This window comes from Sphingomonas sp. 66-10 (assembly GCF_001897045.1).
Classification (GTDB): Bacteria; Pseudomonadota; Alphaproteobacteria; order Sphingomonadales; family Sphingomonadaceae; genus Sphingomonas; species Sphingomonas lycopersici.
The window spans coordinates 9,651-24,735 of the sequence record NZ_MKRR01000164.1; the positions used below are offsets into that span (position 1 = coordinate 9,651).

General features: G+C 67.9%; 15 protein-coding genes. 10 read left to right on the forward strand and 5 right to left on the reverse strand.

Annotated features, from left to right (window positions below; genetic code table 11):
- The 3 genes from BGN95_RS25730 to BGN95_RS25740 form a co-directional block, all read left to right on the forward strand.
- Positions 1 to 283: hypothetical protein (locus BGN95_RS25730; RefSeq protein WP_286774471.1), on the forward strand; the 283-nt coding region annotated here is incomplete at its 5' end.
- A gap of 44 nt (positions 284 to 327) precedes the next feature.
- Positions 328 to 1,491, forward strand: coding sequence for a CaiB/BaiF CoA transferase family protein (locus BGN95_RS25735; RefSeq protein WP_286774472.1), 1,164 nt, complete (start codon positions 328 to 330; stop codon positions 1,489 to 1,491).
- A gap of 101 nt (positions 1,492 to 1,592) precedes the next feature.
- Positions 1,593 to 1,844, forward strand: a complete 252-nt coding sequence (locus tag BGN95_RS25740) for a PsiF family protein (RefSeq protein ID WP_286774473.1) — start codon at positions 1,593 to 1,595, stop codon at positions 1,842 to 1,844.
- 96 nt (positions 1,845 to 1,940) lie between these two features.
- Here BGN95_RS25740 and BGN95_RS25745 read toward each other — a convergent pair whose 3' ends face one another.
- Both BGN95_RS25745 and BGN95_RS25750 read right to left on the reverse strand, forming a co-directional pair.
- Positions 1,941 to 2,885, reverse strand: a complete 945-nt coding sequence (locus tag BGN95_RS25745) for an isocitrate lyase/PEP mutase family protein (protein WP_179513905.1) — start codon at positions 2,883 to 2,885, stop codon at positions 1,941 to 1,943.
- 32 nt (positions 2,886 to 2,917) lie between these two features.
- Complete coding sequence (locus BGN95_RS25750) at positions 2,918 to 5,755, reverse strand: TonB-dependent receptor (RefSeq protein WP_286774474.1); 2,838 nt, start codon at positions 5,753 to 5,755, stop codon at positions 2,918 to 2,920.
- Between the two features lie 226 nt (positions 5,756 to 5,981).
- Here BGN95_RS25750 and BGN95_RS25755 point away from each other — a divergent pair, with 226 nt between their 5' ends.
- Entirely contained in the window at positions 5,982 to 7,088 is a 1,107-nt protein-coding gene (locus BGN95_RS25755; protein ID WP_286774475.1) for an NAD(P)-dependent alcohol dehydrogenase, read from the forward strand.
- A 12-nt stretch (positions 7,089 to 7,100) separates the two neighbouring features.
- Here the strand turns inward: BGN95_RS25755 and BGN95_RS25760 are convergent, their stop codons facing one another.
- From BGN95_RS25760 to BGN95_RS25770, 3 genes are read right to left on the reverse strand one after another with little or no spacing between them, the layout of a single operon-like run.
- Positions 7,101 to 7,850, reverse strand: a complete 750-nt coding sequence (locus tag BGN95_RS25760) for an SDR family oxidoreductase (RefSeq protein ID WP_286774476.1) — start codon at positions 7,848 to 7,850, stop codon at positions 7,101 to 7,103.
- On the reverse strand, positions 7,847 to 8,788 hold the full coding sequence (locus BGN95_RS25765; protein WP_265313770.1) for a 2-hydroxyacid dehydrogenase: 942 nt from the start codon (positions 8,786 to 8,788) through the stop codon (positions 7,847 to 7,849). The genes BGN95_RS25760 and BGN95_RS25765 overlap by 4 nt, the downstream gene beginning before the upstream one ends.
- Positions 8,789 to 8,796: 8 nt before the next feature.
- Entirely contained in the window at positions 8,797 to 9,558 is a 762-nt protein-coding gene (locus BGN95_RS25770) for an SDR family oxidoreductase (RefSeq protein WP_286774477.1), read from the reverse strand.
- Between the two features lie 143 nt (positions 9,559 to 9,701).
- On the opposite strand from BGN95_RS25770, the gene BGN95_RS25775 reads away from it, so the two are divergent.
- The 6 genes from BGN95_RS25775 to BGN95_RS25800 are packed head-to-tail and all read left to right on the forward strand — an operon-like array spanning position 9,702 to position 14,992.
- Positions 9,702 to 10,760, forward strand: a complete 1,059-nt coding sequence (locus BGN95_RS25775; protein WP_265313823.1) for an L-idonate 5-dehydrogenase — start codon at positions 9,702 to 9,704, stop codon at positions 10,758 to 10,760.
- Entirely contained in the window at positions 10,757 to 11,092 is a 336-nt protein-coding gene (locus BGN95_RS25780; protein ID WP_286774478.1) for a hypothetical protein, read from the forward strand. The genes BGN95_RS25775 and BGN95_RS25780 overlap by 4 nt, the downstream gene beginning before the upstream one ends.
- A 45-nt stretch (positions 11,093 to 11,137) precedes the next feature.
- The gene (locus tag BGN95_RS25785) at positions 11,138 to 12,226 is read left to right on the forward strand and encodes a LacI family DNA-binding transcriptional regulator (protein WP_265313767.1); all 1,089 of its coding nucleotides are present in this window, start codon (positions 11,138 to 11,140) and stop codon (positions 12,224 to 12,226) included.
- A gap of 1 nt (position 12,227) precedes the next feature.
- Positions 12,228 to 13,109, forward strand: a complete 882-nt coding sequence (locus tag BGN95_RS25790; protein ID WP_286774479.1) for an NAD(P)-dependent oxidoreductase — start codon at positions 12,228 to 12,230, stop codon at positions 13,107 to 13,109.
- Position 13,110: 1 nt separating this feature from the next.
- Complete coding sequence (locus tag BGN95_RS25795) at positions 13,111 to 13,605, forward strand: gluconokinase (RefSeq protein WP_286774480.1); 495 nt, start codon at positions 13,111 to 13,113, stop codon at positions 13,603 to 13,605.
- Positions 13,606 to 13,645: 40 nt separating this feature from the next.
- A complete protein-coding gene (locus BGN95_RS25800; protein ID WP_286774481.1) occupies positions 13,646 to 14,992 on the forward strand; it encodes an MFS transporter in 1,347 nt (448 codons plus the stop codon).
- Positions 14,993 to 15,085 lie beyond the last annotated feature (93 nt).

Sequence of the window (15,085 nt, forward strand, 5' to 3'; positions counted from 1 at the left end):
GGTCGCGCAGGAAGTGCTCCGCCGCGATTATATCGCGCTGACGCGGGGGCCTTTGGTCTATGCCACCGGGCCGATCGACGGATATCGGCTGGCTGAGACCGTGCGGGTAGCCGATGCGCCCGTCGCGGTCGTCGACGGTGAGGCCATCCAATTGCACCCCGCCGATCGGCCGCCGATCGTCTTCGAGCCCTATTTTCGCCTGGGGGACCGCCGCGACGGTATCTGGCGCGTGACCTGGCTCGGGCTGGCTCCGCCCGTCCCCCCAATCCAAGCTGGAAACTGATGTCGATGAGTGCTTCGCCCCCCGTGTCACCGCCGTCCGACCCAATGCAGCCGGCGCCGGGATCGGCGTTCGACAATCCGTCGCGCGAGGGACCGCGCGGGCCGCTCTCGGGGGTGCGGGTGCTCGATCTCAGCGCCTATATCGCCGGTCCTTATGGCTGCACCCTGCTCGCCGATCAGGGGGCGGACGTGATCAAGGTCGAGCCCCCGGCGGGGGACAATCTGCGCGCTTATCCTTCCACATTGGAAGGCGAGAACCGCGCCTTCCTCGGGGTCAATCGCAGCAAGCGCGGGATCGTGCTCGATTTGAAGCAGGATGCCGATCGCGCGCGGCTCCATGCATTGGCGGCCGAGGCGGATGTGCTGGTCCATAATTTCCGCCCCGGCGTCGCCGAGCGGCTGGGGATCGATCACCCGCGGCTGGAGGCGGCCAACCCGCGGCTGATCTATTGCGTGGTCACCGGCTATGGCGAGGAAGGCCCGCTGCGCGGCAAGGCGGGATATGATCAGGTCCTCCAGGCGATGACCGGGATGTGCGTGCTCCAGGGCAAGCCGCCGGTCCCCGAGCTCACTTATGGCTCGCCGGTCGATTATTATGCCGCGGCGCTGGTCGCGGCGGGGGTGTCCTCGGCACTGTTCGAGCGCGAGCGTAGCGGCGCGGGGCAATATGTCGGCGTGTCGCTGCTGCGCAGCGCGCTCACGATGCAATCGGCGCGGATGATCCAGGCCGAGGGCGAGGCGCACGATATCTCGCGCGACATGCGCTCGGGGGGGATCACCGGGCTCCACCCGACCGGCGACGGCTATCTCTATCTGTCGGCGAACACGCCGCATTTCTGGAAAGCGCTGTGCGCGCTGACCGGGCTCCACGATCTCGCCGACAACCCGCGTTACGCCAGCGTGCGCAATCGCGCCGACCACGCGGCCGAACTGGTGCCGGCGCTGCGCGCGGCACTGCGCGCGCGCTCGGCGATCGAGTGGGAGCGATTGTTCGGCGACGCGGTCCCGTGCTCGGCGGTGCGCCACATCGAGGATATGTTCGAAGACCCGCAGGTGCAGGCCGAGAATATGGTCGCCTCGATCGCGCATCCGAAGATCGGTCACTATCGCGGCGTCACCCGCCCGATCAAATTCTCCCGCACGCCGGGGCCGGACCCGTTCGCCGCGCCGATGCTTGGCGAGCATGATGCCGATATCGCGCCCCGATAGCGCGAAGCCGGGGAACATTTCGTCGTTGTAACGTGACAGCCGCTGGAGCGACGGCGTAAATCCTGCTCGTCCCCGAAGAGGACGTCGCTGGAGAGTTTGCTATGCAGGTCAAGATTGCCGCCGCCGCCGCCGCCATCGCCCTGATGACGAGTTCGGCCTTCGCTCAGACCGCCGCGACCGCGCCTGCCCCGAAAGCCGATGCGGCCAAGGCCAGCAAGGCGCCCGCTGCCAAGCCCAGCAAGGCGCCGGTCGCCCGAACCGCGAAGTCGCTCGACTGTTCCAAGCAGGCCGATGCCAAGGGGCTGCACGGCAAACCGCGCAAGAGCTTCATGTCGCACTGCAAGAAGGCCTGATCCGGCGCTGCGGGCAGCCGAAGCCCGCAGCACGCCGGCCTGGCCTGAATCCGGCCGAAGCCGGTGGGGGCGCGGCACGCCCCCACCGCTGTCATGTCAAAGCCGGTCGTCGATCGAGGATCGCACGAAACCCGCCGGGAAATCCTCGACCTGGTTGCCGACGATCGTATAGGTCTTGTCCTGCCCGCTGAACCGGCCTTCCAGCTCCATATAGCTTTGCGGGTCGAACAAGGGGGTGGCGCTCATCCCCATCACGCCGGTCGCATCGACTTTCTGGCAGGTGTAGTGGCAACCCTGTTGCGCGAAATTGTGCTTGCCGTGCTCCAGCATGCCGTCCATCGCCGCCTTCAGCGTATAGTGCATCGTCATGAAGTTGAAGCCGAGCGGATAGATCTGGTCGACGGTCACAGCCGGTTTGCCGTCGATATCGCGGACGTCGGGGAACATCTTCCACCCCGGTACGCGCTCGGCGACATATTTGGCATGATCGAGCGTCCCGATCTTGACCACCGTGGTCATCGCGGCGCCCAGCTCATGCGCCAGCCGCATCCGTTCGCAGCCTTCGTCCATCTGGGTTTCCGGATCGGCATTGGTGCGCGCGATGAGGAAGCAATTGGTGCCCTCCAGCGCGGCGAGCGCGGCCTTTACCTTCTCGAGGTATTTTTCGCGCGACAGAAGGCCGGTCGATTCCTCCATGTCGCTGGCGTCTTCGAGCTGCAATGCGGTGGCGCCGGCCATCGCCATGCGCCGCGCGCTGCGATACACCGCGAGCGGGCCGCCGAAACCGTCCTCGATATCGGCGGCGAGCGGAATCGCCGATGTCTGCGCGATCCGGCTGGTGATCCATTCGACATCAGTGAGATTGCTGAAGCCATAATCGATCACGCCGTTCATCGCGATCGACACCTCGCCGCCCGACAGCATCATCGCTTCGAAGCCGACCATTTCCACTGCGCGCGCCGAGGCGCAATCATAGACGCACGGCGCGACGATGCATTTGTCGCTCGTCTGCAGAAGGTGTTGAAGCGTCTTCTTCGCCATTGGGATTTTCCGTTTCCTGATGCTTTTGGGGGTTACAGCCGGACGCGCGCGCCGAATTTGAAATAGCGGCCGATCGGATCGAAATAGACCTGGTTGGTGGCGCCCTGCGCGCTGGCCGCGAGCGGCGGATCCTTGTCGAGCAGATTGTTGATCACGCCGAACATCTCGAACCGGTCGTTGATTTTGATCGTCGCGCCGAGATCGAGGTAGAAACGCCCGTTCACGCGATTGTTGTTGATGCTGTTCGCGAGCGCCGGGGAATAGCCCGCATCCTGCGGGCCGACCAAGGTGGTGTCGAAAATGCCCTGCGGGATATATTTTCCGTGCAGGTTGAGCGCGAGCGCGCCGATCGACCACACCGCGGTGCCGTCGATGATCCAGTCGGGGACGCCGGTCGTCGTCCCGGGCCGGTAGCCGGTCTGGCCGGTGCGATCGACGCCGCCGATTGACAGCTTGAGATAATGCGTCGCGAGCAGCCGGAGATCGAGGTTGCCGAGCGCGCCGAGCCCGGTGCGGTAGCTCGCCTCGATATCGATGCCGCGATTGTCGATCTCGCTGACGTTCTGGAGCACGTCGCTGACGCTCGTCAGCGTGCCGGCGGCGTCGCGCTGGACATATTGGCACAGCGCGGCCTGCCCGGCGGCGCAGCGATCGACCAGCACCTGCGCGCCGAGCGTGGAGATCGCGCCCTTCAGCTTGATGTCATAATAATCCACCGACAGCCGCAGCCCGGGAATGAACCCGGGGCTGAGCACCGCGCCCGCCGTCCAGGTATCGGCTTTCTCGGGCGCAAGCTGGCCGTTGGCGCCGGAATAGGCGTTGACCTGGATCTGCGCGCCGTTGTTGGCCGGGTCGACGATCGTGGTGCGGCCCAGCGTTACCGGCCCGAACAGTTCGGTGAGGTTGGGCGCGCGGATATCGCGCGAGCGCGTCGCGCGGAAACGGATCGTGTCGTTCGGTGCCCATACGCCGCCGATCTTCCATGTCGTCGCATCGACCGAGGTGGAGGAGGATCCGGGCGCCGTGCGGTTGTAATGCGTGCGCCGGACCGCGCCGTTCAGTTCGAGCGTCTTGGCAAAGGGCAGATCGCGCAGGATCGGCGCTTCGGCCTCGACATAGCCTTCGGCAACCTCGATGCGGCCGACCACCGCCTTGCCGTTGAACGACCAGAAGGCATTGGCGGTGGACAGCGCGTCCGCCGCGCCGGTCGCGCTGTCGTTGCGATATTCGCCGCCCGCGGCGATCGAGAAATCACCCCCGGGCAGCGCGAACAGCGCGCCGTTGACGTTCGCCGCCACGACATGCTCGGTAAGATTGGTCGTCTGGAAGCCCGACGGCGCGATATAGGCCGCCGCGGCCGGCGAGATATTGCCCGCGCCGAAGATGTTGAGCGGTACGCAGGACGGATCGGCGGCGACCGCGCCGGCATTGATCCGGCACACGATCTGGCCGTTGACGTTGACCGCATCGGCCGCGTTCGCGACGCGTGAGGCGATCACGTTGCCGGTGTAATCCTGGCGGAATTCGTTGCGGCCATATTGGTAATAGGCATCCCAGCGCCATTTGTCGCTGATCCGCCCTTCGAGCGAGAAGACCGCGCGATAGGTCTTGTTGTCGGACCGGTCGACCGCGCCGCCGAGGTCCATGAACGCGCGGCCCAGCGTGAACGAGCCGATCCCGTTCTGGTCCATGATCGCGGCGACCCCCGCCGGCAGATAGGCGTTGCTGCGCTGGATCGTCACGGTCGATCGCGCGACCGATCCGATCACCATCCCCTTCACCTGGCCGTAGGACAGATCGAGATTGGCCTTCACCGTGTCGGACAGCTGGTAATCGGCATGGGCATAGCCGACGAACCGCTCCACCGGCGGGCTGAGCAGGATTCCGTCGAGGAAACCGTTGCGCGCGGATTCGGTGCCTCCCAGCGTGAACAGCGGGGAGGGATTGGTGCCGTAGATCGTGCCGAAATCATAGGCCGAGGTGGTGCCGTTCGGGTTGAAGGCCAGCCCGCGCAGCGGCCCCGAATTGGCGACGATCAGCCCGCCCGAAGACAGCGTCCCGGTACCCGCGGGGCCGCCGCGGATGCTCGCCGGCAGTCCGGCATAGCCGGCCGGGGTATTGCCGATCAGCTGCTCGCGCGGGCACCAGCTGCGCGTGTAGCAATCGCCCAACCCCTTCGTGTTATTATATTCTCCGGCGATGATGAAATGTCCGCGTTCGCCGGCGAAGTGGTTGCCATAGGCGAGCTGGACATTCTGCTCCGCGCCGTCGCCGCGCCGCGAAATCCCGGCCTGGACCGATCCCTTGAAACCGGTGAGCTTCTTGTCGAGGATAAAGTTGACGACACCGGCCACCGCGTCCGAACCATAAGCCGCGGAAGCGCCGCCGGTGACCACCTCGGTCCGCTCAATCAGCGAACTGGGGATGAGGTTGACGTCGATCGTGCCCTGGGTGGTCGAGGGAACGAAGCGCTTGCCGTCGAGCAACACCAGCGTGCGCGTCGCGCCCAGCCCGCGTAGATCGAGCACGCGCGCGCCGATATTGCCGCCCACCGCTTGTTGTGTCGCCGGGGTCTGCAGCGCGCGGAACGACGGCAGCTCGTTGAGCGCGTCGCCGACATTGGTGATCGCGCGCTGTTCCAGCCGTTCCTCGCCGACCACGGTGACCGGGGTGGGCGCGGAGAAGCCCGAGCGTACGATGCGCGAGCCGGTGACGACCACCTCTTGCTGCGCGCCCGCGGCATCGGGCGCCGCCGCTTCCTGCGGCGCGGTCTGTGCCGTTGCCGCTGCCGTGCAGATCAATGCGCCGATTGCGCTGCCGCCACACAGCGCCGCGCGAATGCGGCGGTTGGAAATGATCCTCGACAGCATGTTTCCTCCCCTTGGCTCGGGCGCCCTGCAGCGCTCTCTGGATGGGCACGTGATATCGGTCCCATTATCACGCTGGGATACTAATGCAAGCGCCGAGATGCACCGGCCGCCTCGAAAATCGCCTGAGGAAAGCTTAGAATTTGCATCGTCGTGCTTGCTGTTGCAGATCGCGAGTTGGGAATCGGCGATTCTGATGATACCGGTCCCAAATAACTTAGGAGGGCAGATGACCGAGATATTGGCCGCAGTGGTAGAGCATGCGGACGCGCCGATGGCGCTCCGGCGGCTGCGCCTCGATTCGCCGCGCGTGGACGAGATCCTCGTACGGCTCGTCGCGACGGGGGTGTGTCACACCGATGCGACGATGTGGCGACAGGGCGTGCCGGTGCCGCAGCCGGTGGTATTGGGGCATGAAGGTGCCGGGATCGTCGAGGCGGTCGGCGGCGATGTGCGCGATGTCGCGCCGGGTGATCATGTCGTGATGAGCTTCAACAGCTGCGGCACCTGCCCAAGCTGCCGCGCGGATGCGCAAAGCTATTGCCACGAATTCTTTCCGCGCAATTTCTTCGGTACGCGGCCGGACGGTTCAACGACGCTCGTCGACGCCGGCGGCGCGCCCGTGTTCGGCAATATCTTCGGCCAATCGTCCTTCGCCACGCATGCTTTGTGCCGCGAACGCAATGCCGTGGTGGTGCCGCGCGATGTCGACCTGCGCATCGCCGCGCCGCTTGGCTGCGGCATCCTGACCGGGGCCGGCGCGGTGATGAAGGCGCAGAAGGTGCAGCGGGGGCAGAGCGTGGTGGTGTTCGGTGCCGGCTCGGTCGGGCTTGCGGCGGTGATGGCGGCGGCGGTGGTCGGCGCGGCGACGATCGTCGCGGTCGATCTCAACGCCGATCGCCTCGCGCTGGCGCGCGATCTGGGCGCGGGGATGACGATCCAGGCGGGCGCGGATGATCCTGTCGCCGCGGTGCTGGCGGCGCTGCCGGGCGGCGTCGATCATGCGATCGACTGCACCGGCAATCCGCGGGTGATCGAACAGGCGGTCGCGGTGCTGGGCGTGCGGGGCGAATGCGCAATCGTCGGCGCGGCGGCGCCCGGCACGATGTTCTCCGCCGATGTCAGCCATGTGATGAGCGGCGGCAGGGTGATCCGCGGCGTGGTCGAGGGGGATGCCGATCCCAAGACTTTCATCCCCGAACTGATCGCGCTCCATCGCGCCGGGTGTTTCCCGTTCGACCGGCTGATCCGTTTCTACCCCTTCGCCGAGATCAATGCGGCATTCCACGATTCGGAAACCGGGGCGGCGATCAAGCCGGTGCTGTTGTTCGACTGAATCTGCGCCGGTTCACCCGCGCCCGACAAAGGGCATGTTGGTCGCCATCAGCGTCATGAACTGCACGTTCGCCTCGATCGGCAGGCTGTCCATATAGGCGATCGCTTCACCGGCGTGGGCGGCATCGATCACCGGTTCGGAGGCGATCGTGCCATTGGCTTGGCGCACGCCACGTTCCATCCGCGATCCCATCGCGCTGGCGGCGTTGCCGATGTCGATCTGCCCGCAGGCGATGCCGAACGCGCGGCCGTCGAGCGAGGTCGAACGGGTGAGGCCGGTGATCGCGTGCTTGCTCGCGGTATAAGCGATCGAATCCGGGCGCGGGCTGTGCGCCGAGATCGAGCCGTTGTTGATGATCCGCCCGCCCTGCGGCCGTTGCGCCTTCATCGTGCGGAACGCCGCCTGCAGGCACAGAAACGCGCCGGTCAGATTGGTGTCGATCACGCGCCGCCAATCCGCCTCGGCCAACATGTCGGTCGGGGTTTCGGGGATGTTGGTCCCGGCGTTGTTGAACAGCAGGTCGAGCCGGCCGAAATGCGCCGCCGTCTGTGCGAACAGCGCCGCGACCGCGGCCGCATCGGTAACGTCGGTCGGGATGACGAGATGCGCGTCGGGGCGATCGAGCAGGGAGCGGCTTTCCTCCAGCGTCTCCCCGCGCCGCCCGGCGAGCGCCAGCCGGTAGCCGCGCGCGGCGAGCGCGATCGCGGCGGCGCGGCCGATCCCGCTGCCCGCGCCGGTGACGATCGCGATCCGCGCGCTCATGCCGTCACCGGCGTCACCAGCGGCGCGCCGGCAAGGAAGGCGTCGAGATTGGCGAGCACCAGATCGGCCATCGCTCGGCGCGTCTCCACCGTCGCGCTCGCGATATGCGGGGTCAGCACGGTCGGCGCGCTGGCGATCAGCGCGGCGGGCACCCGCGGCTCGTCGGCGAAGACATCGAGCGCCGCGCCGGCGATGCGGCCGGTGTCGAGCGCCGCGATCAGCGCGGTTTCGTCGACCACCGATCCGCGCGACACATTGACCAGATAGCCGTCCGCGCCGAGAGCATCGAGCACGCCCGCGTCGATCATCCCGCGCGTCTCGGGGGTCGCGGCGCAGGCGACGATCAGCACGTCGCTGCGCGCGGCCAGCGCAACCGGATCGGGGGCGAAATCGTACGGCACCGGCTTCTCCTGCGTGCCGGTATAAGCGATCGGGCCGAAGGCGGCGAGCCGTGTTGCGATCGCCGCGCCGATCCGCCCCAACCCGACGATGCCGAAGCGCCGCCCCGAAACCTTGCGTGCGAGCGGAAAGCCGCCGTCGCGCCACTGGCCGTCGCGGACGAACCGGTCGGCGCGCGGCAATTGGCGCAGCAGCGCGATGACCAGCCCGACCGCAAGATCGGCGACATCGTCGGTCAGCACGTCGGGGGTGTTGGTCACCGCGACCCCGCGCGCCGACGCGGTCGCAAGATCGACCTTGTCATAGCCGACGCCGTTGATCGCGATGAGCTTCAGCGCGGGAAGGGCGGCGATCAGCGCATTGTCGCAGCCGATATGCCCGCCGGTCACCACCGCCGAGACCTCGTTCGCATGGGCGGCGAGCCACGCCGCGCGCGCGCTGTCGCTCATCGCGAACCATTGTTTGACGTTGCCGCGTGCCGCCAGCGCGGTTTCGAGCGCGTCGGAGAGCGGGCAAAGCTGGAGGATGCTGTAGGTCATGTCTGGTCTTAAATCACCGAGGTGATGCCGCCATCGACATAAAGCGTCTGGCCGTTGACGAAATCCGAGGCGGCAGAGGCGAGGAACACGATTGCGCCGTGCAAATCCTCCAGCCGGCCCCAGCGCCCGGCGGGGGTGCGCCCGCGCAGCCAGGCATCGAATGCCGGATCCTCCACCAGCGCCTTGTTGAGCGGGGTGTCGAAATAGCCGGGGCCGATCGCGTTGATCTGCAACCCGTGCCGCGCCCAATCGGCGCACATGCCCTTGGTCAGATTCTTCACCGCGCCCTTGCTCGCGGTATAGGGCGCGATCCCGGGGCGGGCGAGTTCGCACTGGACGCTGCCGATATTGATGATCTTGCCGCGTCCGCGCGCGATCATGTGCCGCGCGACCGCCTTGCCGACATAATAGACGCTGTCGAGGTTGGTCGCCATCAGCGCGCGCCAGTCCGCATCGTCGAATGTGTCGAGCGGCGCGCGGCGCTGGATTCCGGCATTGTTGACCAGAATGTCGATCGCCTTGCCTTCCGCCTCGATCGCGTCGACCGCCGCCGTCACCGCCGCGGGATCGGTGACGTCGAACGCGGTGGCGGAAACCGCGATGCCTGTTGCGCGCAATTGCGTCGCCGCCTCGTCCAGTGCCGCCGCGTCGCGTGCATTGACGATGAGCTCCGCGCCGGCGCGGCCCAGCGCGCCCGCCAGCGCAAAGCCGATTCCGCGCGATGCGCCGGTGACGAGCGCCCGGCGGCCGGTGAGATCGAACAATCGCATTGAAAACTCCTGCCCTGTCGGGCTGCGATAATATAGTGATCGGTCACATTGCAACCCCGGTTAAGCGCCAGACTATTTTACTTGCAGCTGTATTGCGACCGGTTATCGATGATGATATCGGTCCCATAAAGACGTTGGAGGTGATGATGCTCGCGGCCGTATGTCACGGGAAGAAGGATCTGAGGGTCGAGCCGGTTGCGGAGCGCGCGCTGGCGCCCGACGAGGTGCGCGTCGCGATCGCCTATGGCGGGATCTGCGGCTCGGACATGCATTATTACCACCGCGGCGCGGTGGGCGATTTCGCCGTGCGGGAGCCGATGACGCTCGGGCACGAGATTTCCGGCGTGGTGACCGAGATCGGCGCCGACGTCACCGGAATCGCGCCCGGGATGAAGGCGGCGCTCGATCCCAGCCGGCCGTGCCTGGTGTGCGACTATTGCCGTGCCGGCCGGATGAACCTGTGCGTCGATATGTTCTTCCTCGGCAGCGCGGGGCGCTTCCCGCATGTCCAGGGCGGGTTCGCCGAGCAGCTGGTGTTGCGCCGCGATCAGGTGATCCCGGTGCCCGACGATGCCGATCTGCTGCGGCTTTCGGTCGCCGAGCCGCTGTCGGTCGGGCTTCATGCGGTCGAGCGCGCCGGGTCGCTGGTCGGCAAGCGCGTGCTGGTGACCGGATCGGGGCCGATCGGGCTGCTGGTCGCGCGATGTGCGTTGCTGGCCGGCGCGCTCGAGGTGGTGTGCACCGATGTCGAGGATGCGGCGCTGGCGGTGGCGCGCGAGCGGATCGGCGTGTCGCGTGCGATCAACGTCGCGACCGCGCCCGAGGCGCTGGCCGCTTATGAAAGCGCGGCCGGGCATTTCGATGTCGCGTTCGAGGCGTCCGGCGCCCCCAGCGCGTTGTTGTCGCTGTTCGATGTGGTCCGGCGCGGCGGGCGGATCGTGCAGGTCGGGATGTTGCCGCCGGGCACTGCCGCGGTGCCGGTCAACCGGTTGCAGGCGCGCGAGATCGAGTTCGTCGGCGCGTTCCGCGCGAATGGCGAGTTCCAGCTGGCGGTCGAGCTGATCGTTTCCGGGCGGATCGATGTGTCGCCGATCCTCTCGGGCACCTATGCGCTCGGCGAGGCGGTCGACGCCTTCGAGCGTGCGGGCGATCGGTCGAAGGTGGTCAAACTCCATCTCGCGGTGAACGAGCGCGTGCTGTGATTACCCGCAGCGCGATCTTCGAAGGGCGGATCATGCCCGGGTGCGAGGAGGCGTTCTTCGCCGCGGTACGCTACCGGCTGGCGCCGCTGTGGGCGCAATTCCCCGATGCATCGAACGTCCGGTGGCAGCGGATCGCGGCGCGCGATGAGGATGCGCCGCCGATCGTCATGCTCCAGCAGGTCGATTACCCCTCGCTCGCCGCGCTGGAGGCGGCGCTCGCCTCGCCGATCCGCGCCCGGGCGCGGGCGGTGACGATGGAGATCCTCGAGATGTTCGAGGGACGCTTCTACCATCTGGTGAGCGCGGGGAATGGCATGGAGAGCGCGGCGTGACGCTGTTATGCCACGGGCATCGCAACCGTTAGGATCATGCCGTCGATGCCCCGTTCCGCGCAAATCAATCCCCCGGCCGAGACGAAGCCGGCGCGTCGCACGTCGCAGCGGCCGACGATCCGCGACGTCTCGCGCCTCGCCGGGGTGTCGCGGATGACGGTTTCGCGCGTGTTGAGCGACCCCGATATGGTGCTGCCGGCGACGCGCGAGCGCGTGCTCAAGGCGGTGGCCGATCTCGGCTATGTTCCCGATCGCGCCGCGGGCAGCCTGTCGAGCCGGCGCACCGGCTTCATCGCGCTGATGCTGCCGACGCTGACCAACGCCAATTTCGCGGCGGTCGCACACGGGCTGACCGAGGCGCTGCGCGAGGCGGAATATCATCTGCTGATCGCTTATACCGATTATGACATGGCGGAGGAGGAGCGCCAGTTGCGCAACCTGCTCGCGCGCCGGCCTGAGGCGATCGTGCTGACCGGCGCGGTACATCGCCGTACCGCGACGCGGATGCTGCTCGCCGCCGATATCCCGGTGGTCGAGATCGCCGACCTGCCGAGCCAGCCGATCGAACATGCCATCGGCTTTTCCAATTATCAGGTCGGGCGAACCGCGGCGCGCTATCTGATCGATCGCGGGTTCGAGCGGATCGGCGCGATCGCGGCCTCGCCCGACGGCGACGTGGCGGACCATCGCGGCGAGGAGCGCATGCGTGGGTTCGAGGACGAATTGCGCCTGTCGCGGCGCGCGACCGATCTCGTGCTGCGCCACGGTAGCGCGCCGGTCAGCTTCCACCACGGCGCCGCCGCGATCCGCGAATTGCTGGCGCGCGACGATCGGCCGCAGGCGGTGTTCGCGGTATCCGATCTTTCCGCCGTCGGCGCGGTGATGGAATGCCAGCGGCTCGGCGTGCGCGTGCCCGAAGACGTGTCGATCATGGGCTTTGGCGATTTCGAGATCGGCGGGGAGATCAACCCGCCGCTCACCACCATTCACGTCGATTTCCGCGCGCTTGGCCAGCGCACCGGGGGGATGCTGCTCGATCTGTTGTCGCGCAATGCCGAAGCCGGGAGCGGGGAGCCGCGGATCGTCGATGTCGGGTTGCGCGTCGTCGAGCGCGCGTCGGTGAAGGACGGATAGGATGCGGGTGGCGGTGATCGGCGTGGGCGTGATGGGATCGGCGATCGCCGCGCGCCTGATCGAAACGGGCGCCGAGGTTTTCCTCTGCGATCGCGATCCCGCCCGCGCCGCCGCGCTGGCCGATCGCGGGGGGCGGCCGGTGGAAAGCCCGCGCGCCGCCGCCGGCGCCGCGGAGTTCGTCGTCACCAGCCTCAATAGCGCGGCGATCGTCGAGCAAGCGGTGTTCGGCGCGGACGGCGTTGCGGCGGCCGGTTCGGATGCCGCGCTGCTGGTCGATATGTCGAGCATCGATGCGGGGCGCACCGCGTCGATGGCGGCGCGGTTGCGCGACGCCTGCGGCATGGGCTGGGTCGATGCGCCGCTGTCGGGCGGTGCGCCGGCCGCGCTCGAGGGGCGGCTCACGCTGATGCTCGGGGGGAGCGACGCCGATGTGGCGCGCGCGCGGCCGTTGCTCGATCGGCTCGCGGCCAATGCGACCCATCTCGGCGGGCCGGGCGCCGGCCAAACGGTGAAGCTCATCAATCAATTGCTGTGCGCCAGCACCTTCCTGTCGGTGGCGGAGGCGGTGCGCTTCGCCGAGGCGCATGGCGTCGACGCGACCCGCATCCCCGCCGCGCTCGCCGGGGGGCGGGCGGATTCGCGCATTATGCAGGAATTCATGGCGAAGATGGCGCGGCGCGATTTTTCGCCGACCGGCCGGATCGACAATATGCTCAAGGATCTGGAAACGGCGCAGGCCGCCGCGCTCGCCGCGCGGGTGGCGATGCCCGTCACCTCGCTGATTGCCGATCTGCACCGGATGCTCGTCGCCGCCGGCATGGGCGCGGCGGACAGCGCCGAATATGTCCGGCTGTTCGATCTGGCGCGTGACGGCGCGGGCTGACATGGTTCGCGCGATTGTCGTGATGGGGGTGGCCGGCTGCGGCAAATCGACCCTCGCGGCCGCGCTGGCGGAAGCGCTGGGCTGGACCTTCATCGAGGGCGATCGTTGCCACCCGCCGGCCAATGTCGCCAAGATGGCGGCGGGCATCGCGCTCGACGATGCGGATCGCGCCCCGTTCCTCGCCGCGGTGGGCGATGCGCTGGCAGGGGCGCCGGGGGGTGCTGTCGCCTCCTGCTCGGCGCTTCGCCGCCGCTATCGCGATGCGCTGCGCGCGCGGGTCGGCGAAATCCTGTTCGTGCTGCCGGTGGTCCCGCCCGGCATATTGGCGGCGCGGCTCGCCGCGCGGCGCGACCATTTCATGCCCGGCGCGCTGCTCGAGAGCCAGATCGCCGCGCTCGAGCCGCCCGAGGAGGACGAGCGCGCCTTGCTCGTCGACGGCGAGGCACCGGTGGCGGCGCAGCTTGCCGCGGTTTGCGCGGCGCTCGCGCCCGCCTGACCGGCGACGACAGAATAAAGACGAGGAGAGAGAGCAGCCAATGGCCCATATTCCCGTGCCCGGCGCGTCGGCGGGAGATCCCGCGACGCCGTGGCCCGCCCGGCGGCGCGCATGGGCGATCACCGGCCTGCTGGCGCTGGCATCGGTCGCATCGCAATTCGATCGCGTGGTGCTCAACCTGACGGTCGAGCCGGTGAAGGCCGAATTCGCGCTCGACGACACGCGTTTCGCTTTGCTCCAGGGTGTGGCGTTCGGCCTGTTCTACACGTTATGCAGCGTGCCGATCGGGCGGCTGGCGGATCTCTATCAGCGGCGGCTGGTGCTCGGGATATCGCTGGTGCTGTTCAGCCTGTTCTCGATGGCGTCGGGGCTTGCGCGCAGTTTCGGCCAATTGTTCGCCACCCGGGTCGGCGTCGCGGTGGGGGAGGCGAGCGTCACACCGACCGGCCTCTCCCTGCTCAGCGATCTGGTGCCGCCGGAGCGGCTGGGGCGCGCGGTCAGCATATTCTTCCTCAGCGCGCCGTTCGGAATCGGGCTGGCCTTCATCGCCGGCGGCCAGTTGCTGTCCACGCTCGACGCGCTCGCCGCGCACGGCGGCCTCCCGCTGGGGCTGGCGCCGTGGCAGGCGGCGTTCCTGATCGTCGGCTTTCCCGGGCTGTTGCTCGCGCCCTTGTTCTTCCTGATGCGCGAGCCCGAACGGCGCGGGCAGGGCGGGGCGGCGGCGCTGTCACTGCGCGAGGTGGTCGCGGTGATCCGCGCGCGCGGGCTGGCGCTGACGCTGATGTTCGCCGGCTTCTCGATGGTGACGGTGGTCAATTTCGCCTACAATGTCTGGACGCCCGCGCTGTTCGCGCGCGTCTACGGCTGGACGCCGGCCGAGATCGGCCAGGGTTTCGGTCTGGTGATGATCGTCTTCGGGACGAGCGGGGTCTATTTCGCCGGCTGGCTTTCGGATCGCATGACCCGCGCCGGGCATCAGGACGCGCAATTGCGCGTCGCCGCATTCAGCTTCTTCGCGTGCGGCGCCTTCGGTGCCGCCGCACCGCTGATGCCCGACGGCCGGCTCGCGCTGGCGCTGATCGCGCCGGCGATGTTCCTTGCCAACGTGCCGATCCCCTGCGCAGGCACGGCGTTGCAGCTGATCCTGCCCAACCGCGCACGGGCGCAGGTGACCGCGCTCTACATCATGATCATCTCGCTCGTCGGCATCGGGATCGGCCCGGTGGTGATCGGTTTCATGACCGACCGGGTCTTCGTCGCCCCGGCGGACATTCGCTACGCACTGGCGATCGTGGTCGGCGTCGCGGCGCCGGTGATGACCGTGCTGCTGCTGGCGGCGTTGCGCCCGTATCGGCGATTGCGCGCGGACGCGGCGGTGGAAGCATAGCCTCGATCACCGGCAATGCATCGGTCACGCGGCGGTTTCCCGTTCGCCGTCAAGCTCCTTTTCTGTCAGCAGCGTGGTCACCGCGACATCGGC

Excerpts from the sequence above, each read along its gene's own strand:
- BGN95_RS25735 (WP_286774472.1), top strand. The coding sequence starts at position 328 with ATGCAGCCGGCGCCGGGATCGGCGTTCGACAATCCGTCGCGCGAGGGA.
- BGN95_RS25740 (WP_286774473.1), top strand. The coding sequence starts at position 1,593 with ATGCAGGTCAAGATTGCCGCCGCCGCCGCCGCCATCGCCCTGATGACG.
- BGN95_RS25745 (WP_179513905.1), bottom strand. The coding sequence starts at position 2,885 with ATGGCGAAGAAGACGCTTCAACACCTTCTGCAGACGAGCGACAAATGC.
- BGN95_RS25750 (WP_286774474.1), bottom strand. The coding sequence starts at position 5,755 with ATGCTGTCGAGGATCATTTCCAACCGCCGCATTCGCGCGGCGCTGTGT.
- BGN95_RS25755 (WP_286774475.1), top strand. The coding sequence starts at position 5,982 with ATGACCGAGATATTGGCCGCAGTGGTAGAGCATGCGGACGCGCCGATG.
- BGN95_RS25760 (WP_286774476.1), bottom strand. The coding sequence starts at position 7,850 with ATGAGCGCGCGGATCGCGATCGTCACCGGCGCGGGCAGCGGGATCGGC.
- BGN95_RS25765 (WP_265313770.1), bottom strand. The coding sequence starts at position 8,788 with ATGACCTACAGCATCCTCCAGCTTTGCCCGCTCTCCGACGCGCTCGAA.
- BGN95_RS25770 (WP_286774477.1), bottom strand. The coding sequence starts at position 9,558 with ATGCGATTGTTCGATCTCACCGGCCGCCGGGCGCTCGTCACCGGCGCA.
- BGN95_RS25775 (WP_265313823.1), top strand. The coding sequence starts at position 9,702 with ATGATGCTCGCGGCCGTATGTCACGGGAAGAAGGATCTGAGGGTCGAG.
- BGN95_RS25785 (WP_265313767.1), top strand. The coding sequence starts at position 11,138 with ATGCCCCGTTCCGCGCAAATCAATCCCCCGGCCGAGACGAAGCCGGCG.
- BGN95_RS25790 (WP_286774479.1), top strand. The coding sequence starts at position 12,228 with ATGCGGGTGGCGGTGATCGGCGTGGGCGTGATGGGATCGGCGATCGCC.
- BGN95_RS25795 (WP_286774480.1), top strand. The coding sequence starts at position 13,111 with ATGGTTCGCGCGATTGTCGTGATGGGGGTGGCCGGCTGCGGCAAATCG.
- BGN95_RS25800 (WP_286774481.1), top strand. The coding sequence starts at position 13,646 with ATGGCCCATATTCCCGTGCCCGGCGCGTCGGCGGGAGATCCCGCGACG.